We start from the raw sequence: 21,092 nt of genomic DNA, 5'->3' as shown, positions 1-21,092 counted from the left end.
TCACACCTTTCGCGGGAGAATGCAGGGGGTGGGGGGAGGTGACCGGCGGGTCACAGGCTTTGTGAGGTGTGAGCCGTCCGCGCCATCGGTCCGGACCGGGCCCACCGCACAGCTCAGCGGCGTCGCGGAAGCGCCCCGCAGACAGATCCAGCGGTACGGTCCCCAGCGGCCGCCGTTGCTTCCCGGAGGCACGTCGATCTCCCACGGCCGCCCCGCAAGCCCGACCCCGGCCGCTTTCACGCACGCCTCCTGGGCCGTCCACACCCAGGCCACCTCCTCCGCCGCCCGCGTCGGCGCCAGCGCGAGGACGCCGGGTGCATGCGAGCGCAGCAACCGGCGGGCCAGGGTGGCGCCGACCGGGACCGCCGGGTGCTGGAGGTCCACCCCGATGCGTCCCTCGGCGACGAAGGCGCAGGCCACCATGGAGTCGCTGTGCGAGACGCTGACCGCGGCCCCGGGGAGCCCGGCGAGGTGGGGCTGCCCGCGCCCGTCGGGCACGATGTCGGCGCCGGCCAGCGGCGGCGCCACTGTGTGCAGCAACTCGCGCAGCAGACCGCGCCCGTGGAGGAAGCGACGGGCCCGCCACTCGGGTAGGGCGACGGCGCGGCGCCGGTCGTCACGGTGGGTGCTCGGGGCGCCGGAGCCCGCCACCACCCACCCGCCCTCGGCGACCGCCAAGGGCCCCACCACCTGCCTGGGACTCACAGCTGGAGCACCTCGCGGCCCAGGTCGTCGAGAACGCGCTCGGCCCCTTCGGCGACCGTCTCCAGGACCACCTCCGTCGTTCCGCCCCCGATGCCGAAGAGGGCCGCTTGCGCCCGGATCTCCTGCATGCCGCCGTCGGCGAAGCCGGTCGCTCCCCACAGGTGGGCGCACTCCCCGAGAACGTACGGCACGGTGGTACCGGCGGCGGCCTTCAGCGTGGCGGCGGCCTGGAGGTCGTAGTGCTCCGCCACCCGGGGAGCTGACCGCTCGGTGAGGGCGTGCAGCTCCCGGACGCGCACGAGAGCGGCTGCGAAACGCTGCCGGACGTGGCCGAGGTTCCACAGCGTGCCCTCCTGGTGCTCCCGTCCGGTCAGCCGGCGTCGCGTGTCGGTCAGCACCCGGCGGCACAGTGCCACGCCCCACAGCGCCCCCGCCAGCCGCTCGACGGCGATGTGCCGCGCGAACACCGGCAGTCCGAACCCGACCCTGCCCACCAGGTGCTCTCGGTTCAGGCTCACCGCGTCGAACGACACATGGCCCGCGCCCGAGCCCGCGTAGAGCGTCGAGGGTGCTGGCCGGATCGCCACGCCGGGCGCGTCGGCCGGGACCAGGACCCAGGTGAAGTTCGCGAAGTGCCGGCCGGGGCGGTGCCGGGCCAGAACGAGGAACGACTCGGCGGTGGTGGCGTTCGTGATCCACTTCTTGCCGCCGGTCACGACGACGCCCGTGGTGTCGACGGCCGCCTCGGTGCGCAGCGCGGTCAGGTCGGTGCCGGCCGTGGTGTCCGTCGCGGCCAGGGCCAGGGTCGCCCTGCCGCTCAGGGCGCGGGCCAGGACGCGCTCGACGGCGGGACCGGTTCCGGTGGCCAGGACCGGCAGGGCCGTGGCGAGCTGCACACTGGCGGACAGCGTCGCGGGGATGGCCCAGCGGGCGTCGGCCGTTGCCAGTACGTCGGCGAGGCCGTCGACGTCGATTCCCCGGCGGACGTCGCCGCCCCGGTAGACGCGGGCCAGGTGCCCGGCCGCGCCGAGGGCCGCCCACGCGGCTGATCCGCTCATGGCGGTGTCGCGCGGGGCGGCGCCGTCGGCCGCCTGGGCCCCGGCCGGGTCGGTGGCGGGCAGCTCAGGCAAAAGTGACTCCCTGGTCGCGCAGGGCCAGACGGCCGTCCGCCAGGTGCAGGCGGTCATTGTGGTAGTTGAGCGCGGCCGACCGCAGGTCGCGTACGGCCAGTTCGAGCCGAGTGGGCGAGTCCTTGAGGTAGCCGTCGCGCAGCCCGACCGCCTCGACCAGTTCTTCTACGGCGGCGAGACACTGCTCAGAGGCGGTGATCTTGAGGGAGTTGAGCAGGAGCTGCCGCGGCGCAGGGGACAGGTCCTCGCCTGACTCCACGACGGACAGCGCCTGTTGGAGCAGTGCGTGGACGGCGTCCAGGCGCTGGCGGGCGCGGGACAGGCGGGTGAGCAACAGCTCGGAGGTGATGTCGAACCGCGCGCGTCCTGCCGGGCCGCGCACCAGCCGCAGGACCCGAGAGAGCGCGCCCGCCGCGGTGCCGAGCCAGGCGGCTGACCAGCCTAGATGGGCGAGCGGGCCGAAGACGTTCGCGGCGATTTCGTGGAACTGACCCGGCTCGCCCACCACTTGGTGGGCCGGGACACGGCCGGTCAGGCGCAGGGGAGCGCTGTGGCTGGCCCGCATGCCCATCGGCTGCCAGTCGCCGGACGCCTGGACGGTCAGCTGGCCGCGGTCGGCGTAGACCAGGGACACGTCATGTGCGGTGGCGTCGCCTGCCGCGCGCATGGTGATGAGGAAACCGTCCGCGTGTGCGCCGCCGGTGACGACCGGCGCGAACCGGTCGATCTCCAGCAGGCCGTCGGCATCGGCCAGCTGGGCCTCGGCCGTGGTGAGATGACCGCCCTTGCCGGCCTCAGTGGTGACGGAGGCGAGGTAAACCTCGCCGGCCGCGACGCGCGGCAGCACCGCCTTGGCGAACCGTTCGTCGGCGTGGCGGACCAGCGCGGCCGACTGCTGGCAGTGCATGGCGAAGATCATGGCTACGGACATGTCGGCGCGTCCGAGGATTTCGGCGGCCTGCACCAGGTCGCGCACGGACCCGCCGAGCCCACCGTGGGCGACGGGCACCAGCAGCCCGAGCAGTCGCGAACGGCGTAGCGCGGCCAGCGCCTCAAGGGGGAAGACCGCGTCCCGGTCCGCATCCGCGAGATGCGCCTCGGTCACCTCGACGACCTCAGAGAGCCGGGCGGCGAGAGCGGGCGTGGCACCGGCGCTCACGCCGTCACCCGGCCGGACTCCTCGTCGGGCAGCTGCGCGGCGACGACGCGCCACAGGCTGCCCGCGGTGGCGAACGTGGCGTCGTTCATGTCCTCGTTGGGCAGTTGGATGCCGAAGCTGTCCTCCAGTTGGAAGAGGAGCTCGATGGCCTGCATGGAGTCGACGCCGAGACGGCGCAAATCGGTCTCGGGGGTGATGGTGAGCTCGTCGGGACCGGCGTGCTTGAGGAACGGCCGGAGCAGGTCGGTGAAGCGGGGGTCCACGGGGACGTGTCCTTTCAGTACAGGCGGGCGGCTGGGCGGTGGGAGAAATCAGCGGCGGACGATGCGGCAGAAGTCGTCCACGCGGCGCAGCTTCTCCGGGATCAGCTCGTCGGCGTCCAGTTCCAGACCGAGGTCGCTCTCGATCCGGTCGATGATTTCGATGAGCCGAAAGGAGGTGAAGGAGGGGAAGTAGTCCAGCGGGGTGCCGTCCAGCAGTTCGGCCTGCGGCACGCCGAGTACGTCGGCGACCATGCGGGCGACGGCGGAGCGCAGCTCGTCGCCGGCGCCACTGGCCGCCAGCGCGTCCGCGGTGAAGACGGCGTGGTCGGCGGCGAGAAGTTCGGCCAGTCGGTCCGCGGCGCCTGCCGGTTCGGGCCGGCCGAGGGCCACCCTGCGCTGGGCGAGGTAGGTCTGCTTGACCAGCTTGTCCCAGGCCGCGAGATGGGCGCGTTCGGCCTCGGTCGGCCCTGGGCGCCCGGCGCACCGCGCGCGGTACGCGGCGTGGAGTTTGCGGGCGCGGGCCAGCAGCCACGTCTCCGCCGAGAGCTGTTCGAGGGCGCGGAGCCGGTCCGGCCACGTCGCGTACGCGGTGACGTAGGGCTCGGGGTCGAAGTCGGCCACGCTCGGCTCCGCGGGCTCGAGCGGGGCCGGTGCGAAGGTGACGAGCTCGGCTGTCCCGATGCCCCTCAACGCCTGCTCATCCCCGACGTGTTCACCGGGTTCGGCGGCGCCCCACCTGGTCTCGATGCGGTAGGCGTCGGTGATGTGCCAGCCGGCGGGGCCCGCGGTGAGCAGGAAGCTGTGGTCCATGTGGGCGTTGCCGTAGTAGGGCAGCCAGGGCAGGTGGTAGCTGTCGGCGACGACGTAGTGCACCCCGGGCCGCCGGGCCGCCTGGGCGAGGAGCGCTGCGGCGGCCAGGCGGCGCCTGCCGACCGGACGCAGCCCCACCAGGGGCGCGTCGGCCGTGAGGCGCGCGTCGAGGGTGGGGTCGGCGGTGGGCAGCCCGTCCGGCAGGGGGTGCAGCGGAAGGTCCAGGCGGGCGCCCAGGCGCAGGTGGGTGCCGGGGCCGTGGAAGTGGTCCGCGAGCACGGCCAGGTTCACCTGGACGCAGTCGAGCACACCGCTGTCGACGCCCTCCAGGGGCAGAGGGGCGGGGGAGGTCGGGGGCAGGGGGATGGGCATGTCGGTGGAGTCCTCGGTCGCTCGGAGAGGGGCGCGGGTCAGATCCATGGCGGCAGCGCCGGCAGGCCGCCGGGCGCGTCGAGGAGGGCGCCGTCGCCTCGGCCGGTGAGCCAGGCGAGCAGCTCGGCCCGTGCTCCCGACACCACGGGCCCGCCGCCCGAGAACCGGGCCAGCTCCACTCCGGCGGCGTCGGTCAGGATGAAGGCGGGCACCTTCTCGGCCTCGGCGTAATAGCCGATCACGTCGGCCAGGACGATGTCGCGTGCGGTCGCCGGGATGTCGGCGACCTCGTGACCGACGTCCAGGTCGACCAGGTGCAGCACGAGTTCGCGCAGTCGGATGACGAGGATGCGGCGCGGGGTGCAGATCTCGCCAGTGAACGGCATGATCGTGGCGTCCCACGCGGGCCCGGGCAGCGTCTCGACCGCGCGCTGCAAGCTCTGGGCGCTCTCACGGACCCCGGCCACGAGAGCGGCGGCGGGCAGCAGGGACCCGGTCTCGATCTCGGCGTCCCGGGCCTCGCGGTCGGCGTACTGGTCGTTCCTGACGCCGGTGCGCGCCCAGGTCAGCAGGCGTTCCAGCGCCGGGGCCTGGGCGGCGAGGTGGCTCAGGACGTGGGCGCGGGTCCAGCCGGGCAGCCGGGACGGGCCGGTGACGGCCGTGTCGCTCAGCGGGGCGGCGGCGGTGAGGAGCCGCTCGGCGGCACGGTCGAGTTCGCGGAAGACCGTGGGGGTGGGGTCGAGTTCCTTCATCGGCTCGGCTCGAGGAGGTCGGCTACGGGCACGGGCGCCGGGCGGCCGGTGAGCTTGGCGAACGCCTCGGCGATGCGGGTGAGTCGGATGGCGATGTGCGGCAGGCGTACCGGATCGTCGGCCGCCAGTGCTTCGGCCTGCCCGCGCTCGTCCCCGTACAGCAGGCTGGTCGCCGCCTTGAAGCGCAGCGCATCCGGGGCGTCGCCCAGCAGGTGCCCGGCCAGGACGACGACGCCGGACTCGTCGAGCAGCCGCCGGGCGAGGGAGGCGGAGTCGGTGACACCGCGGGCAGCCAGTTCCGCGCGCAGCGGGCCGAAGTCGGGGTAGACGTAGAAGGCGCCGGTGGGCGGTCTGCACACGGCGCCCGCGTCGAGCGCGATCCGGTGCACCGCGCGGGCCACGGCGCCGTGCAAGCGGGCGGCGGCACGCAACCTCTCGGCCACCTCGAGAGGTTCGGTGAAGGCGTAGGCGGCGACGTGCTGCATCGGGCCCGCCAGCGTCGACCACAGCTCGCTGGCGGCCGACACCACGCCCTCCCGCAACCGCCGTCCCAGATCGCCGGCGGGGAAGCGGGCGGCGCCGATGCGCCAGCCGCCCAGGCCCAGGCTCTTCGACAGACCGGTGGTGACGACCGTGCGCTCGGGCACGACCTCGGCGGCGCTGAGGTAGCCGCCCGCCGGGTCGTGCAGCACGTCACGGTAGATCTCGTCTGAGACGACGACGAGGTCCTCGGCGCGCGCCACCTCGCAGACCTCCCGCACCAGCCGGGGCGGGGCGAGGGTGCCGGTCGGGTTGTCGGGCAGGGTCAGGACCAGCGACGCGGGCGTTTGGCCGGCGGCGCGGGACCGGGCGAGCGCGGCGCGCAGCGCGGCGGGCTCGGGGACGCCCCCGCAGTCCTCGGGCACCGGGACCGCGATGGCCCGATTGCTGGCGTACACGGCCTGGGGAGCGTAGGTGTTCCAGGCGGGGGCGGGCAGCAGAACGTCGCCGGGGAGGGTGAGCTGGAGGGCCATGAGAAGCGGCTTGCTGCCCGGCGCCAGCACAATCTGCTCGGCTCCGGTGGGCAGGCCGCGGCGCGCGAAGTACCCGGCGACGGCCTCGCGCGCTTCGGCGCGCCCCGCCACCGGGCCGTACGAGGTCTGTCCGGCCCCGTCGGCGAGGGCGCGGGCGAGACCGGGCAGCAGGGGCAGGCGGGCCTCGCCGAACGCCAGGTGTACCAAGGACTCCCCGGCGGCCCGGCGCTCGTGCACCAGTTGGTCCAGGGCTAGGTTGGGCGAGGGCGGGCGTGCGGGGAGGCCGGGCACGTGCGAGGTCCTTTCACGGGTGGGCGGGCCGCTTACGCAGGTGGTTCCACGGGCGGACGCCGGCGCGGGGGTGGGGGAGGAGGGGGCGCCGGGCTTCACGCGGTCGCCCCGGACACCGGCGGCGCGCCGCGCAGCGCGGCCGCCAGGTCCGGCGGGCAGTCCGGCGCGATCTCAAGGTCGTCCAGCCAGGCTGCCTCGAGGCAGTAGCGGGCCCGGAAGGGCCGGCCGACCAGGGCGGGGTCGCGGGCCTGGAGCATGCGCAGCTGGAAGAATGAGCCCTCGGGCGTCTCCTGCACCCCGTCCACGACGACCTTGCCGGGCGTCGCGGACATGACCGGCCCGCGCACGGTGCGGGCCAGGCCCGGCAGCGCGCGGTAGGCGGCCCGGAAGATCTCCGTCGCGCGGGCCAGCGGCACCTTGAAGTAGGCGTGCGGGCCGGTGTCGCGTTCCACGAACAGGTAGTACGGAACGGCTCCCGCAGCCAGTTCGGCCTTCCACAGCGCACTCCAGGTCGCCGCGTCGTCGTTGACGCGGGCGATCAGCGGCGCCTGGCAGTACACGACGGCGCCCGTCGCGCGGATGCGCCGCAACGCCTCCTGTGCCGGCGCGGTCTCCAGTTCGCGCGGGTGGCTGAAGTGCGCCATCACGGCGAGCTGCTTTCCCGCCTTCACGACCTGCTCGAACAGGCGAAGTACGTCGTCGGCGTCGTGGTCGGTGGTGAAGCGGTGCGGCCAGTACGCCACCGACTTGGTGCCGATGCGCACGGTGTCGACCGACTCCACGGCCAGCAGCGGCTCCACATGGCGGCGCAGCCGCTCGGTGGTCATCACCATCGGGTCGCCGCCGGTGACGAGCACGTCGCTGACCTCCGGACGCGCGGCCAGATAGGCGAGCAGTCCGGTCGGGTCCGGGGCAGCGAAGCGCAGGTCAGCGTCGCCGACGAACTGCGCCCAGCGGAAGCAGTAGGTGCAGTACGCGTGGCACGTCTGCCCCTGGCCGGGGAAGTACAGGACGGTCTCGCGGTACTTGTGCTGCAGGCCCGGCACGGGCCGCCCGTCCAGGCGCGGCACGTTGTACTGCTGCTGGCCCGAGGGGTGCGGGTTCAAGCGCGCCCGGATGTCGCCGACCAGCTCGCGCAGCAGCAGTCTGTCCCCGGGGTCGGCGGAGAGCTTGGCGAGCTGCTGCTCGTCGTCCGCCGCCAGCATGCCCCGCTGGGGAAAGGTCAGCTGGAACATCGGGTCGTCCGGTACGCGGTCCCAGTCGATCAGCCGGCTCAGGACGTATTCGTTGACCCGGAACGGAAGCACCAGCGACACCCGCCGCACCGTCTCGCGGACCTCCTCACGCAGGCCGAAGCGGGCGGCGATGTCGTCGAGGTGCCTGGGCCCGTACGCGCGGAAGCGCTCGAGCACAATCGGGCCGGCCGTCATCGGGCGACCCCCTTCGACGGACTCTTCTTCCGGTACAGGGCGTCCCCCAGGACGAGGAAGTCCAGGTCCATGGAGCGGAACGCGGCCAGCGCGTCGCGCGCGCTGTCCACTACGGGCTCGCCCCGGTCGTTGAAGGAGGTGTTGAGGAGCACCGGTGGCGCCCCCTCGCCCTCCAGGGCGTCCAGGGCCGCGCCGACCGCGGGCGCCTCATCGCCGTCGAGCACCTGCGGGCGGGTGGTGCCGTCGACGTGGACGACACCGGGCGCGACCCGCCGACCCAGCTCGGTGGCGCGGGCGGCGCCCAACATGTAGCGGCTGAGGTGCTCCTGTTGCTCCCACAGCCGGGCCCCGTAGCGGGGCCGGGTGACACCGGCGAACGGACGCCACTGCTCGCGGTTCTTCACCATGTTCACCCGTGTGTTCACCGAGGCGGTGTCCGGTACGGCGATGATCGAGCGGTGACACAGGGCGCGCGGCCCCACCTCGGCGCGCCCCTGCGCGACCGCGCCGACCCGCCCGTCCAGCAGCAACCCGGCCAGCTCGTCGATGTCCAGCGGACAGCGCCACAGATCCTCGGTGTCCGCAGCGGTGATCGCCTCAGCGCCGATGTCGCTGCCGAGGTACGGGGAGAGCGGCGCCGTACGCGAGCGGGGCGGGCATACGGTCCAGGCGGCGCCGAGGGCCACACCCGCGTCGTGCGGGACCGGCGGTATGTACACGGGCCCGGGCAGCGTGCCATTGGTGGAGCAGTTCAGGGCGACGCCTCCGCTCATGCACAGCTCCTCGACCCCGGCCGCCTTGCGGGTCTGCGCGGCGAGGTGGCTGACGGCCTCCTCCACGAGGCGCTGGGCGGTGTAGGCGACCAGGACCGCGGCGGGGTCGTCGGCGAGCCGGTCCTCTGCGACCCGCGGCCTGTCGGCGCCCGCGATCCGGGCGAAGCGCTCGCGCCACCGGGCGACCGTGTCGTCGTACTGCTCCTTGATTTCCTCGGCGGTGGCCCGCCTGGTGTGCTCGGTCAGCGGCTGGACGGCGAGGGCGAAGTCGTCGCCGTCGACGTCCACGAGGGTTTCGGTGCGCACGCCCCGGGCGCGGCCGTAGGCCGCCAGGCCCATCGTCTTGCCGGCGTTGAGGAAAGAGAAGCCCAGCCAGGTGGACGCCGCGTCGTAGGCGTAACCGAGGGAGGCGGTGCGCTGCCAGGAGCGTTCCAGGCGCGGCGCGCGGCCCTCCTCGTAAGTCCAGATGCTGGAGGACTCGTTCTCACCGTGCCCGTCGACCACCAGGACGCCCGCTTTGCGGAAGGGCGAGGCGTAGAAGGAGGACGCGGCGTGCGCCTGGTGGTGGCCGATCCGCACCACCTCTGGCAGCCGCTCGCCGAAGTCGAGGCCGACCGCGTAGGCGAGGAGCTCGGCGTCGTCGGCGAACCGGCCGAGGTAGAGCTGTTCGTCGTCCCAGCCCAGCGCGATGACGTCGATCTCGGCAGCGCTGATGCCCGCCTGCTCCAGGCACAGCCGGGCGGCGCCGACGGGCTTGCGGTACAGCGAGTGGCGCCGCCGGCTGAGGCGTTCCTCCTCGGAGAAGGCGACGATCTGGCCGTCGCCGTCGATCAGACAGGCTGCGGTGTCGTGCCAGCCAGCCGGAGGTGCGTTGACGCCCAGGATCCACATGGTCGGACAGCTCCTTGCTTCCTTGTGAGGATGAGAGGTCGGCGCTTCGGTACGAGGTCAGCGGGGGAGCGGTGCAAGGCGGTGGCGCACGGCCCGCTGGGCGGCGTCCAGGGCCGTGCCGCACTCCTCGGGGCTGTCGCCCGTGGCGATCAGCGCGGCCAGGCGGGGGACGATGCCGTGCGGGGGCAGCCGCAGCTGCGTGCCCGGCGGCGCGAGCGCGACGGCGTCCGCGATGCCGGGCACGGCTGCCGCGCCGGTGACGTCGAGTTCGCGGACGACGGCGTCGTGCGCGGGGTAGACGAAGCGGACCTCGGCGCAGCGCTCGTGACGCGGTGACACGTCGGGGGTACGGCCCAGGGCGAGGTCGGCGGCGGCGGCCACCTGGTCGACGCCAGTGGCCAGGCGGCCGAGCAGCGGGATGAAGTCGCCGCCGAGCCGCCCGTTGACCTCGACCACGCGGGGCCCGGACGGGGTCAGCCGCAGCTCGCTGTGCGTGACGCCGGTGCGCAGGCCGAGCGCGGCGTGCGCGGCCGTGACCACCAACTCCACGTCGGCGGACCAGGGTTCCTCCCGCCAGGGCGCCACCAGGTGGCCGATCTCCTCGAAGTACGGAGCGAAGCCGAGGCGCTTGCGGGCCACGTTGACGATGTGCACCCGGCCGCCGTCGACCGCGCAGTCCACGCTGATCTCCGGTCCGGTCAGGTACTCCTCCACGATGGCGCCGGCCAGCCGGTCGATGCCGGGAAAGGCGGAGGTGGTGGCCGTCTCGTAGGCCCGGCCGACCTCGTCGGGCGTACGCGCGAGAGTGACGCCGATGGAGCCGGCCAGGCTGCGGGGTTTGACCACCACGGGCAGGCCCAGGTCTGCGGCGGCCGAGACCGCCTCGGCGCGGCCGTGGACGTGGCGGAAGCCGGCGGAGGGCACCGCGGCCGCGGCGAGGACCTGCCGGGTGGTGAGCTTGTCGCGGCAGCAGCGCACGGCTTCCGGCCCCAGGTGCGGCAGGTTCAGCCGTCGGGCGACCTCCGCGGTCGTGGCGAGCAGCGTTTCGTCCCAGGTCAAGACCGCGCCCGCGCCGTCGGCCGAGGTGAGCAGGTCGGCGACGGCCTCGGTGACGGCGTCGGCGTCACAAGTGTCGGCGGTCCGGAAACGGTCCTCGATGTAGGGGCGCTGCCACTGTAGCGGTCCGGGCTGCACGAGCGCGGTCTCGACGCGTTCGGCCAGGTCGGCGAGCGCGTACCGGCGGTAGGGAGGGTTGCCGCAGCCCACCACGGCCACTCGGGCGGGTGCATGCGCATCAAGGGGCGTGCACTCCAGCGCCGTCCCGCGGGCGGTGCGGCGCAGCGCCTCCTCCACCTCGGCGGTGCTGCGCCCCGCGAAGCGGAAACGCGCTCCGGCGTGCTCGTAGCCGCCTCCGGTCATCAGCTGCCCCCGGTACGGGACGCTGCGGGCGTAGGCCGGCCCGTCCTCGGGCAGCGTCACGGACCGCACCCGGCACGGCGCGGGGACGGACGGCGGCACCAGCAGCCAGCCGCCGACGCAGCCTGTCCCCAAGGGCGCGGTCGGCGTCGGGTCGGGGGTGTCCGTCTGGTGGGCGAAGGCAACGGCCATCAGGTCGACGCCGTGCACCTCTCGCCAGATGAACGGCACTTCAGCCCCGCCGGGCCGCGCCCCGAGTTCGAGCACGGTCAGCGCCCCGGTCCTGCTCTCGAACAGTTCCAGGTGGAAGACGGAAGGCCGGGCCAGCAGGGCCCGCGCGGCCCGCGTCGTAAGAGCACCGATGCGCTCCAGCGCGGCGCCGTCGTCGATCTCCACCGAGCCGAGCACCTCGCCGGAGGTGAACTGCAGGCAGGTGCTCACATAGCGCGAGGCCCGCCAGAAGCCGAGGTCGCGGCCGTCGAAGACGCCGTCGACGTGCAGGACGCGATCCGGCACCCACGGCTGGACGATCATGTCGGTGCCGGCGGGGAAAACGTACGCAGCCAGCGCCTGCGGGGAGTCCAGCCGGGTGACGTGGGCGCTCGCGGTGCCGCGCCGGGGTTTGACCAGGACGGGCCAGCCGTGCGCGGCGGCGAAGCGGGTCACGGCAGCGCGGTCGGGGGCGTCGGCGGTCGTCGGGGTCGGGACCGCATGGGCGGCCAGGCGCTGGGCCATCAGCAGCTTGTCGCGCACCGGACGCAGTTCCTCCGCGCCGGGACCCGGCAGGGACAGCTCGTCGCGCAGGACGGCGGCCAGGTCGAGGTCCGTCTCCTGGAGGGCGACGATGCGCGTGGGCGGCCCGTACCGCTCGGCCAGCCGGTCCACGGCCTGGCGCACCGCCTTAGCGTTCTCGGTGCTGTCCACCAGCTCCACCCCGGCGGCCCCGGCCGACGGCAGGTGCGTCAGGGCCCGTTCGGTGGTGACGTAACTGACCCGGTGGGCGGTGTGGTCGAGGTAGCGGGCGTAGTCTGCGTAGCGGTCGCTCCAGCGGTGCAGGATAACGACGTGGCCGCGGGCGGCGCCGTCCTGGCACGGCAGGGCGGCGGGTCGGCCAAGTGGACGGGTGGTGCCGGGCACGGGACCTCCAGAGGACGCGGGCAGACGGTGGGAGGCGGGGCGTCAGACAGCGGCGAGAAGTGCGTCGTGCACCTCCCACAGCAGGGCGGCGCACTGGGCGCGTCCGGTGTCCCGCGCGGTCAGCCGCACGGTCAGGGTCTGTCCGTCCTCCTGGGAGCGGGCGTAGCAGTGCGGTCCGATGGTGGTGAACGGCGTCTCGAAGGAGACGGTCGGCTCGACCTGCACGGCCTCCTGCGGCGCCTGGTCGCCTGCGTCGGCGTGTGGTACGGCCACGTGATTGAAGGCGCAGGCCGCCTCGGGCGCCCGCGGCACGCGGGCGCGCAGCGCGGCGACGGCCGTCACGTCGTACATGCCGTGACGGACGGCGCGCAGGCTGCCCCAGTGCACGGCGCGGGCGAGCGTCGTGAGGTCCGCGTCCACCCCCTCCACGAGAGCGGGAACCCACTCGTTCATGGAGGTGACGAGGTCCTTCCAGCGTCCGGAGAACCGGTTGGCGCTCATCAGCTGCACGAGAAGCGTGTCGCTGTCGCACCGGCGGCCCACGGCACGGACGTAGGCGGCCAGCACGGCGCCGGCGACGGAGACGCCGGCCCGGTCGGCGAGCGCCCGGGCCGCGTAGAGCGCGGGTGACGAGCGGAGCGTGCCCTGCACGACCTCGCCGGGCGCATCACCGGGCGCGGACAGCCGGGTGGCCGAGACCCGGTCGAGCACCCGCCGCCAGTAGTCCAACGCGGCTTCCTGGCGCCGCAGTCCGTCCGGTCCGTACTGCTCGGCGGCCAAGTCGGCGGGGCCGAGCGCCGGTACGCCGAGCGTGCCGGGCGCGGCGAGCTCGCGCAGGAGGTCGCGCCTTAACACCTCCTGAGCCCAGGCGTCGGCCAGGATGTGGTGCTTGACGAAGACGAGCCGGTCTGGCGCCCGCCGTCCGTCCGCCGTGCGCCCCTCGGTGGCCAATCGCGCCCGCCAGCCGTCCTGTCGGCCCAGGTCGAAGGGTTCAGCCGCCAATCGCAGGGATAGTTCCGCCGGCCCGCCCTCCATAGGCGCGACAGTGGTGAGTTCGACCGGCTGCGCGTCGTCCGGGAGCCACTGCCGGGGCGCGTCAGGGTTGCGCAGGTCGTAACGGGTGCGCAGGGAGGGATGCCGCACAGCGAGCGCGGTGAGTGCGGCCCGCACGGCTTCCAGGCCGGTCCCGGGCGGCAGGTCCCACACGGCCACGTTGTTGGGCTCGTGGCGGCGGGTCTTCGGCAGGTCGCGGATGTCGTGCCAGACCGAGAGCTGGCCCAGGGAAAGGGGTCCCGCATCAGCCAGGGCCACGTCCCGAACCTCCAAATTCCATAATGTGGAAAATATATTCCGATTCGAGCCATAAGCTGTCACAGCTCATGGAATCTGTCCAGTGGTCACAGGAGCGGGCGATTCTGTTCGGCATGTGCTTGCCGAGTCGGCTCCCGTCTTGATGGCAGGTGTCCGGGGGGTGGCTGGCGCGTTCGCGGCAGCGTGTGAGAGCGTGGGCGCAGAACTGGAAAAGATATTCCAGAATACGGAAGAATGGGTGACGTGCTCGAGAACGAAAGCCCGACCGACCCCGCGAGCACGCCACCGGCAGCGGAAAGGACTTCCTCAGTGAGCCAACGGCCGGACGACACCGCGGCGGCGACCGGTGAGTTCCTCCACGACTTCCTGCTCGACCCCGCCCGCCACACCCCGGATCACTCGGCCGTCGTCGAACCCGCCGCCACCGGCGCACCCACCGTCACCACCTACGCCGAACTGACCGCCACCGTCAGCGCCTACGCGGCGACCTTGCACGGGCTCGAACTCGCCCCCGGCACACGTGTGCTGCTGGAAGCCGAGGTGAGCGCCGAGTCGATCGCCGTGCTCCTGGCCTGCTCCCGTGCCGGGCTCACCTTCGTACCGGTGAGCCCGGAGACGCCGCCGGACCGGTTGCGCACGCTCATCGACACGGCCCGCCCGGCCCTGCACGTGCAGGCCGCGACCGCAGAGCGCACGAACCTGCCCGCGACGCTCGGCACGGCGCGCTTCGGCGGCGGCGGACTGACCGTCGAACGAACCCCCGCGGCGACCGCCCGCCGACGGCACGTCCCGTGCGTCGCCGACCCCGCCTACATCGTGTTCACCTCCGGAACGACCGGCCGCCCCAAGGGCGTCGTCATGAGCCACCGCGCCGTGACCGCCTTCTACCGCGGCATGCTGGCGCATCGCATCGCAGCCCCCGGCGACCGCATTGCCGGCACCTCCCCGCTGCACTTCGACTTCTCCCTGCTCACCATCGGGCTCGCGCTCGGCAGCGGCGCGGCGCTGGTCCCGGTGCCCCAGCGGCTGGTGCGCTGGCCCCGGCACTTCCTGCGCGCCTTGCGCGACACAAACGCCACCCAGGTCACCGGAGTGCCCTCCGTCTGGCGCCAGGTCCTGCGCCACGAAGCGGACCGCCTGAGCGAACTCCCTTACCTGCGAGGCGTGTTGTTCTGCGGCGAGGAGTTCCCGCTGCCGGAGCTGCGCCGCCTTCAGGAATTGCGCCCGGGCATGCGGATCGTCAACTGCTACGGGGCGACCGAGTCGATGGCGGCCACCTTCGAAGACGTCCCCGAACCGCTGCCGGCCGATCTGGAGCGGCTCTCAATCGGCCACGCCCATCCGGGCGCCGAACTGCTCCTCAGGGACGGCGACGGCAACCTTGTCGACATACCGGGAACACCGGGGGAGATGCTGCTGCGCAGCCCGGCGCTCTTCTCCGGCTACTGGAACGACCCGGAAGCCACCCGCGCCGCCCTCGTACCCGACCCGCTCTGCCCAGAGTCAGGACAGGTCGTCCTGCGCACCGGGGACCTGGGGGTGCGCGGGAAGAAGGGGGAGCTGTACTTCCTCGGCCGCACCGACTCCCAGGTGCAGATCAACGGCAACCGGGTGGAGCTGGGCGAGGTCGAACGCTGCCTGACCCGCCACCCCGCCGTCACCGCCGCCGCGGCTCTGCGACTGCCGCTGCCCGACGGGGGCGGCTGCCTGGCCGCGTTCGTGGCGGCGGACCCAAGCGGCGACGCGCAAGACCTGACCGGCTCCGGCGCCGTCGAAGCCGCGCCCGACGAAGACATCGCCGCCACCCTGCGGGACTTCTGCGCCCGCACCCTCCCCGCGTACATGGTCCCCGCAGAACTGCGGGTGATCGACGTCCTGCCCGTCACCGGCAACGGCAAGGTCGACCGCGAGGCACTGGCCGCGAGCGTCGCCGGACGAGCCTGACCGGCCCGGAGCGCGCCGTGCCCGGAGCGCGGCCGCCCCGTCCCGGTCCCGCGATGTGGGGGAGCGCGGCCGTCTCTTCCCGGCCCGCTCCGCGCATGGCCGCGGCGACACCGACACCAGTACTAGCTGGACCCCCCCCGACGCCCCGATGACGACCCCACCCGAGCCGCACGGCTTCCCCCCGGAGGATCACGTTGCCCCCCACCCCGTCCGCCGCACCCTCCGCCGCCCGCCTCCGCACCCTCGTCAGGGTCCGCGCCGGCGGTCTGCCCGGCGCATTCTGGGTCCTGTGGTCCGGCACCCTGGTCAACCGCCTCGGCGCCATGGTGAACCCGTTCCTGAGCCTCTACCTCAGCCAGGTCCGAGACGTGCCGCTCGGCACCATCGGCGTCATCCTCGCCGTCGTCGGAGTCGGCTCGGTGATCTCCCAGCCGCTGGGCGGTTTCCTCACCGACCGGTTCGGCCGCCGGGTCGCGCTGACCGGCGGGATGCTCGCCAACGCCGGCTCCCTGCTGGCGCTGGGCCACGCGCAGTCGCTGCCCGCCCTCACCGCCGCCGGCTTCGCCCTGGGCGTCACCCTCGACCTCTTCCGGCCCGCCGCCCAGGCCCTGGTCGCCGACACCGTCCCGGCCGGCGACCGCACCCGCGCCTTCGGCCTACTGCTCTGGTCGGTCAACCTCGGCTTCTCCGCCGCCATGATCCTCGGCGGCCACCTCGCCACCCGCGGCTTCTCCCTGCTGTTCTGGACCGACGCCGCAGCGTGCGCGTTGTTCGGCCTGCTGGTGTGGTGCGCCGTCCCCGAGACCCGGCCGACCGCGGCGGAGCGCGGCGCCGGCGGCAGTTACCGCACCGTCCTCGCCGACCGGGCGATGCTCGCCTTCGCCGCAGTCGTCGTCCTGTACGCCGTCGTCTTCCAACAGGCCTTCACCACCTTGCCCCTGGTCATGACACGGCACGGACTGTCCGGTGATGTCTACGGGACGGTCATGGCCGTCAACGGCGTCGTCCTCATCCTCGTACAGCCTGTGATCGGCCACCGGCTCGCCCGATTCGACAAGAGCCGCGTGCTGGTCACCGGCTTTCTGCTCGCCGCCGGGGGCAACGCCCTGGTCGCCGCCGCGTCCGCAGGCCCCGCCTTCGCGCTGGCCGTCGCGGTCTGGAGCCTCGGCGAGGTTCTGGTCTTCGCCATCACCGCCGCCCTCGTCGCCGACCTGGCCCCGCCAGCCCTGCGCGGCCGCTACAACGGTCTGCTCGGCATGGCCTGGGGCACTGGCTTCCTCATCGCCCCGCTGGCCGGCACCCGCCTCCTGGCCGCCGGTGCCACCGTCCTGTGGCTCTCCTGCGCCGCCCTCTGCGTGACCGCCGCACTGACCCAACTTGCCCTGGCGCGGGCCATCAGGAAACGGACCACTCAACTGACCCTGCGGACACCTTCCTTGCCGACAGCCGCTCCCTAGGAGCACCCTGCCCCGCCTGTGCCACCCGCATCCCCCTCAAGGACCCCCACATGCCGAAAATCCTCTTCCTCGAAGCCGGTGTCTCCGCCGGAGAGGCCTTGCTACACGCCGCCCACGACCTGGGCGTCGACGCCTGGGTGGCCACCCACGAGGACATGTACGCCCAGTACCCGCCGGGGACGAGGGCACTGGTGGCCGGCACGGTCAGCCCCGACTTCACCGACCCCGCCGCCGCACTGGAGGAGTTGGCCGCCTTCTGCCGCCGGACCGCGATCGACGGCGTCCTGGCGTGCTGGGAGTTCCTCACCCCGCTCGCCGCGCGGCTCGCCGACCGTTTGGGCCTGCCGGGCCACGATGCCGGCCTGTCCCCCGCCAGTCGCAACAAGCGCCTGATGGCCGAGGTGTTCACGGCCTACGGCGTGCCGTCCCCGCGCACGGTCAGCGCTCCGGACGCGAACACGCTCGCCCAGCGCATCACGTCGGCCGCGCTGACCTACCCGCTGGTGGTCAAACCGGCCGAGAATGCGGCCTCCATCGGGGTACGGGTGGTCGCCTCGCCCAGCGACCTGCCCGACGCCGTGGCTCTCGCCCGGGCCGAGACGGTCAAACTGCCGCACGGGATTGACCTGGAGCCCAGCCTGCTCGCGCAGGAGTACGCGCACGGCGAGGAGTTCAGCGTCGAGACGGTCGTCGCCCGCGGCACAATCCACCACCTCGCCGTCACCCAGAAGTTCACCACTCGGGGAGCCGTGCGCGCCGAGACCGGCCACACCGTCCCGGCGGACCTTGCGCCTCCGGCGCGCGCGACGCTGCTGGACGCCGCGAGCCGGGCCGTGTCAGCCCTGGGACTGCGTGACGGCCTCGCCCACACCGAGATCAAACTAGACGCCGGGGGCCGGGCGTCCGTCCTGGAGACCGGCGCCCGACCGCCCGGCGACGGCATCATGGAGCTGGTCAAAGAGGCCACCGGCATCGACATGGCCCGCACGGCCGTCCGGATCGCCCTCGGCCACGAGAGCGATCTCGCCCCGACCCGCGCCGGCGCCGCCGCCGTCCGCTTCCTCATCGCCCCCCGCGCCGGCACACTGCTGGCTGTCGACGGCCTTCCAGCCGCCGGCCCCCTCCTCACCGTCACCCTCACCAAGCAGCCCGGCGACCACCTCGCCGATCCCACCGACAACCTCCAGCGCATCGGCCGCATCGCATTGCGCGGCGCCACCCCGGCCGAGGTGAACGAGGTGGCGCTCAAGGCGCTGGCAGCAGTACGGATTACCGTCGGCCCGTGACACGCAGCCCGCCTCCAACGGCGGCTCATCGACGCCGACGGCATGTGTCTGACATGCTCCGCCGCAGATCGGCCGTGAGCGGGGCGGCCGCAGGAACGACCGGCCCTGTTCTTCCACTAGAGTCCGTCTTCAAAGATCATCTGCATGGTGGATCATGGCGTTGTGGTACGTCGTCATGAACTCACCGACCAGGAGTGGGAGTTACTCGCTCCGCTGATACCCCGGGCCACGACGGGCCGGCCTCGCGTGGAGGATCGGCAGGTCATCAACGGGATGGTCTACGAGATCGGCACCGGGATCTCCTGGCGTGACCTGCCGGAATGCCACGGGTCGTGGAAGACGGTCTACACCCGCTTCCGCCGCTACGCCCTGGACGGGGTGTTCACCCGAGCCCTGCAGCAGATCCAGGCCCAGGCCGACGCAGCCGGCGACATCGACTGGCTGGTCCAGATCGACTCCACCATCGTCCGCGCCCACCAGCACGCCGCCGCCACCGGCCGAAAAGGCGGCCTGACAGCGGCAGCGGACTGGTTCACCCGGATGGCGCCGCCTGCGGTCGGGGTGCCGGGGCACGTGCTGGTGCCAGTCCCCCGCGCGGTTCCTCGTGCGATGCAATGCGGTGCGGGGTGGAAGGGGGCGGGCCGCCGTCACACCCGAGTTGACTGCGTCCCGCCACCCGACCAGCCCCCCTCAAGCGCTCCCGCGCGGGGGTCGTCGCCGGGACCGGCATGAGGGCAGCACTCTGACCGCACAGCGGCACCTGCCCAACGTCGTCGTGCAGGTCTGGTCAGTCGGGTAGTTGTCGCAGCTCCCTCACGCGCAGGCCCAGTGACTGGAAGCGGTCGAGCAGGCCGTACAGGTGCGCCTCGTCGACCACCGGGCCGAAGAGCAGTGTGTAGCCGGCGATCGTTACGTGGTCGAGTTCGGGGAAGGCCTTGGCCAGGGTCTGCGACACGTGGCCCTCGACGCGGATCTCGTAGCGCATGAACTGCTCCCGCCAACGGTTGATGGCGACGTGGGTGGCCTTGTCCCCCTAGACTCGCGGCGGTCCGTGGCTCCAAGCATCACCCGGCGCAGGTGAACCCGGCGTTCCCAGCCTACGGACGGACTTGGACTGCCTGCGGTACGGGCATGCCCGACGTGACACCGGTACGGATTCCGCGCCGTCGGCCGTGTGCGGGCCGGTGACCGGTGGCGCCTGCTTGGCGGGCGAGAGGGGGGCCAGAGGCGTGAGGGCCTGGGCTCACTGACGAAGGCGTGCCCAGGCCCTTGGATCGCATAACGCATCCGTAGGGCGACGGATGCGGCCGCGACAATCACTTCAACGACAAGATGGCCGGGCGGGTCACGTGTGCGCGTCCGGGAGCGTGGGGGGCGTCAGGTCCCCGTGGATGGAGGTCAGTTCGGCTTCGGCTTGGGCGGTGGTGCCGTACACCTGCAGCACGGTGTCCACCTGGGTCATGGCCAGCATCCGCTGCAGTTTCGGCGGTACGCAGGCCAGCACCAGCAGCGTGCCCGCGCTCTCGGCCCGCCGCCAGGCCCACAGCAGCGCGTTGAGCCCGGATGAATCGCAGAACGCCACCGCGGACAGGTCCAGCACGACGAACGGATGGCCCTGGGTGACCTCCTGCGCGAGACGGTGGCGGAAGAACGGGGCGTCCGCATAGTCCATGTTGCCGCTGACCTGCACGATCAGGCAGGATCCCGACGTACTCGCCGACACCGAGGGTTCCGTGGTCATGGTGATCTCCCCACCGCCTCACCGGGGAGACGCACACCGACTGGTGAGATGACCCTACCGATTCCCTTCACGCCGCATGCTCATCCACTCCACGGGGCAGGCGGGATCACTGCTCCAGCGGGAGCGAGTGCCAGTCGGGGTTAGGCCTCGTCGAGCAGCAGCACCTGCCCTGCATCCATGTTTGTGCGGATCCGGTGCGGGTGGGCGGGATGGCGGAACCGTCCGGGTGCGGCTGCGCAGGCGGCAGGTCCCGCGGGGACCTGCCTGCGCAGCGCTTCGACGGCCTGCTGCCGGGTGCCGGGCGGTATCGGCCGCTCCTGGCCGCAGCCCAGCACTCGCCCGTGTGTACTGCATCGACGTTCGTCCGGTTCAGCCCGTGCTGGCGCGCCGCCGCTCGTACGGCCAGCCGGTCATGTGGATGGCGTCCGTGTGGACCAGGCCGAAGATCACGTACTGCGCCGGCCACCGGCCTGCCGCCTCTACCGCGCTACTGCCGCGCCGGGCCAGACGCTGCTGGAGCCGCTTGAACACGCGGCGGCTGCGCTCCCGCATGACAGCTCGCCGTCCAGGAGCGTGGCGGCCGCGGTGCGGATCTCGGAGAACGAGCCGTTCATATCGGTGCCCTGCCTTGAGCGCAGCAGCACCCACATCCCGGTGTGCAGGTGAGCCGGACGCGCAAGCCGTTCCACTTCAGTTCAGCTGCCCAGCCCGGCGTCAGGTCGGAGGTGTCACTGCGGTAGTGACCATCGGCTCGGGCAGGGGCCATGACATGCCGGGATGTCTTCCATCTGGCTTGTGAGACTGCCTGCGCCGCGGGGTGCTCGAGGAGGTCAGGGGGTGAGGGGTTTCGCGCAGGGCGGGCCGGCACACGATGACGCGGTCGATGCCCGCAAGCTGCACCACGCGCAGGACCGTTTTGGTGGGTGCCCCTCCGGTGCGCGCCGTAATGACTTTGACGTATTCGTACGGCATCGTCTGGTGAAGTTTTGACGTGCACAGGAGGATTTCGGGCGCGGTGCATCAATCTCGAAGAACGGAGTACTTATGATCACGAAGGCTCTGCGCAAGGCAGCCGCCTCAGGTGTCTGCGCTCTCCTGGCCGCGTCCGCTGTCGCGGTCGCGGCTCCCGCGGCCAGTGCGGCAACCAGCGTGCACTGCTCGGGTGGTAACACATTGACCCTCTTCGCCGGGCTGCCTCCCGCCCCCACTGT

18 protein-coding genes are annotated in these 21,092 nt (G+C 72.8%); 4 read left to right on the top strand and 14 right to left on the bottom strand.

Going from position 1 to position 21,092, the window contains the following annotated elements:
* From E4U92_RS26550 to E4U92_RS26500, 11 genes are all read right to left on the bottom strand, one after another.
* Nucleotides 1-705, bottom strand: coding sequence for a 4'-phosphopantetheinyl transferase family protein (locus E4U92_RS26550; protein ID WP_174864030.1), 705 nt, complete (start codon nt 703-705; stop codon nt 1-3).
* Complete coding sequence (locus E4U92_RS26545; protein WP_229863568.1) at nt 702-1,835, bottom strand: acyl-CoA dehydrogenase family protein; 1,134 nt, start codon at nt 1,833-1,835, stop codon at nt 702-704. Before E4U92_RS26545 ends, E4U92_RS26550 begins: the two co-directional genes overlap by 4 nt.
* Entirely contained in the window at nt 1,828-2,994 is a 1,167-nt protein-coding gene (locus tag E4U92_RS26540) for an acyl-CoA dehydrogenase family protein (RefSeq protein ID WP_137302990.1), read from the bottom strand. The genes E4U92_RS26545 and E4U92_RS26540 overlap by 8 nt, the downstream gene beginning before the upstream one ends.
* Nucleotides 2,991-3,257, bottom strand: coding sequence for an acyl carrier protein (locus E4U92_RS26535; protein WP_137302989.1), 267 nt, complete (start codon nt 3,255-3,257; stop codon nt 2,991-2,993). The genes E4U92_RS26540 and E4U92_RS26535 overlap by 4 nt, the downstream gene beginning before the upstream one ends.
* A gap of 48 nt (nt 3,258-3,305) precedes the next feature.
* Nucleotides 3,306-4,439 (bottom strand): acyl carrier protein, encoded by a 1,134-nt coding sequence (locus E4U92_RS26530; RefSeq protein WP_137302988.1) that lies wholly within the window; start codon nt 4,437-4,439, stop codon nt 3,306-3,308.
* Between the two features lie 38 nt (nt 4,440-4,477).
* Nucleotides 4,478-5,191, bottom strand: a complete 714-nt coding sequence (locus tag E4U92_RS26525; protein ID WP_137302987.1) for a maleylpyruvate isomerase N-terminal domain-containing protein — start codon at nt 5,189-5,191, stop codon at nt 4,478-4,480.
* Nucleotides 5,188-6,495, bottom strand: a complete 1,308-nt coding sequence (locus E4U92_RS26520) for a pyridoxal phosphate-dependent aminotransferase (RefSeq protein ID WP_137302986.1) — start codon at nt 6,493-6,495, stop codon at nt 5,188-5,190. The genes E4U92_RS26525 and E4U92_RS26520 overlap by 4 nt, the downstream gene beginning before the upstream one ends.
* A 95-nt stretch (nt 6,496-6,590) precedes the next feature.
* Nucleotides 6,591-7,925 carry a KamA family radical SAM protein gene (locus E4U92_RS26515; protein WP_137302985.1) on the bottom strand — a complete coding sequence of 445 codons (1,335 nt, stop codon included), beginning with the start codon at nt 7,923-7,925 and terminating at the stop codon, nt 6,591-6,593.
* Nucleotides 7,922-9,589: a carbamoyltransferase C-terminal domain-containing protein gene (locus E4U92_RS26510; RefSeq protein ID WP_137302984.1), complete on the bottom strand. Its 1,668-nt coding sequence runs from the start codon at nt 9,587-9,589 to the stop codon at nt 7,922-7,924. Before E4U92_RS26510 ends, E4U92_RS26515 begins: the two co-directional genes overlap by 4 nt.
* A gap of 57 nt (nt 9,590-9,646) precedes the next feature.
* Nucleotides 9,647-12,142 carry an ATP-grasp domain-containing protein gene (locus E4U92_RS36015; protein ID WP_168725204.1) on the bottom strand — a complete coding sequence of 832 codons (2,496 nt, stop codon included), beginning with the start codon at nt 12,140-12,142 and terminating at the stop codon, nt 9,647-9,649.
* A gap of 42 nt (nt 12,143-12,184) precedes the next feature.
* Complete coding sequence (locus E4U92_RS26500; protein ID WP_168725203.1) at nt 12,185-13,453, bottom strand: condensation domain-containing protein; 1,269 nt, start codon at nt 13,451-13,453, stop codon at nt 12,185-12,187.
* 309 nt (nt 13,454-13,762) lie between these two features.
* Between E4U92_RS26500 and E4U92_RS26495 the strand changes: the two genes are divergently transcribed.
* The 4 genes from E4U92_RS26495 to E4U92_RS26480 all read left to right on the top strand — a co-directional run bounded on the left by E4U92_RS26495 (nt 13,763) and on the right by E4U92_RS26480 (nt 18,872).
* Nucleotides 13,763-15,397 carry an AMP-binding protein gene (locus tag E4U92_RS26495; RefSeq protein WP_229863571.1) on the top strand — a complete coding sequence of 545 codons (1,635 nt, stop codon included), beginning with the start codon at nt 13,763-13,765 and terminating at the stop codon, nt 15,395-15,397.
* A 194-nt stretch (nt 15,398-15,591) separates the two neighbouring features.
* Nucleotides 15,592-16,854 carry an MDR family MFS transporter gene (locus tag E4U92_RS26490; protein ID WP_229863573.1) on the top strand — a complete coding sequence of 421 codons (1,263 nt, stop codon included), beginning with the start codon at nt 15,592-15,594 and terminating at the stop codon, nt 16,852-16,854.
* Nucleotides 16,855-16,904: 50 nt separating this feature from the next.
* Nucleotides 16,905-18,140 (top strand): ATP-grasp domain-containing protein, encoded by a 1,236-nt coding sequence (locus E4U92_RS37065; RefSeq protein WP_137302981.1) that lies wholly within the window; start codon nt 16,905-16,907, stop codon nt 18,138-18,140.
* 144 nt (nt 18,141-18,284) lie between these two features.
* Nucleotides 18,285-18,872: an IS5 family transposase gene (locus tag E4U92_RS26480; RefSeq protein WP_137302980.1), complete on the top strand. Its 588-nt coding sequence runs from the start codon at nt 18,285-18,287 to the stop codon at nt 18,870-18,872.
* Nucleotides 18,873-18,927: 55 nt separating this feature from the next.
* On the opposite strand, the gene E4U92_RS26475 is transcribed toward E4U92_RS26480, so the two are convergent.
* From E4U92_RS26475 to E4U92_RS36010, 3 genes are all read right to left on the bottom strand, one after another.
* Nucleotides 18,928-19,125 (bottom strand): hypothetical protein, encoded by a 198-nt coding sequence (locus E4U92_RS26475; protein WP_137302979.1) that lies wholly within the window; start codon nt 19,123-19,125, stop codon nt 18,928-18,930.
* A 360-nt stretch (nt 19,126-19,485) separates the two neighbouring features.
* Nucleotides 19,486-19,881, bottom strand: a complete 396-nt coding sequence (locus E4U92_RS26470; protein ID WP_137302978.1) for an STAS domain-containing protein — start codon at nt 19,879-19,881, stop codon at nt 19,486-19,488.
* A 369-nt stretch (nt 19,882-20,250) separates the two neighbouring features.
* The gene (locus E4U92_RS36010; protein ID WP_168725202.1) at nt 20,251-20,433 is read right to left on the bottom strand and encodes a DNA ligase-like domain-containing protein; all 183 of its coding nucleotides are present in this window, start codon (nt 20,431-20,433) and stop codon (nt 20,251-20,253) included.
* Nucleotides 20,434-21,092: the final 659 nt, after the last annotated feature.

Source organism: Streptomyces galbus (genome assembly GCF_005280195.1).
Lineage (GTDB): Bacteria > Actinomycetota > Actinomycetes > Streptomycetales > Streptomycetaceae > Streptomyces > Streptomyces galbus.
This window is presented reverse-complemented; position numbering and strand designations above follow the sequence as displayed.

What these genes read in the sequence shown, in the direction of transcription:
- E4U92_RS26530 (WP_137302988.1), bottom strand. Translation starts at nt 4,439, where the DNA reads ATGCCCATCCCCCTGCCCCCGACCTCCCCCGCCCCTCTGCCCCTGGAG.
- E4U92_RS26525 (WP_137302987.1), bottom strand. Translation starts at nt 5,191, where the DNA reads ATGAAGGAACTCGACCCCACCCCCACGGTCTTCCGCGAACTCGACCGT.
- E4U92_RS26515 (WP_137302985.1), bottom strand. Translation starts at nt 7,925, where the DNA reads ATGACGGCCGGCCCGATTGTGCTCGAGCGCTTCCGCGCGTACGGGCCC.
- E4U92_RS26510 (WP_137302984.1), bottom strand. Translation starts at nt 9,589, where the DNA reads ATGTGGATCCTGGGCGTCAACGCACCTCCGGCTGGCTGGCACGACACC.
- E4U92_RS37065 (WP_137302981.1), top strand. Translation starts at nt 16,905, where the DNA reads ATGCCGAAAATCCTCTTCCTCGAAGCCGGTGTCTCCGCCGGAGAGGCC.
- E4U92_RS26480 (WP_137302980.1), top strand. Translation starts at nt 18,285, where the DNA reads ATGGTGGATCATGGCGTTGTGGTACGTCGTCATGAACTCACCGACCAG.
- E4U92_RS26475 (WP_137302979.1), bottom strand. Translation starts at nt 19,125, where the DNA reads ATGCGCTACGAGATCCGCGTCGAGGGCCACGTGTCGCAGACCCTGGCC.
- E4U92_RS26470 (WP_137302978.1), bottom strand. Translation starts at nt 19,881, where the DNA reads ATGACCACGGAACCCTCGGTGTCGGCGAGTACGTCGGGATCCTGCCTG.
- E4U92_RS36010 (WP_168725202.1), bottom strand. Translation starts at nt 20,433, where the DNA reads ATGCGGGAGCGCAGCCGCCGCGTGTTCAAGCGGCTCCAGCAGCGTCTG.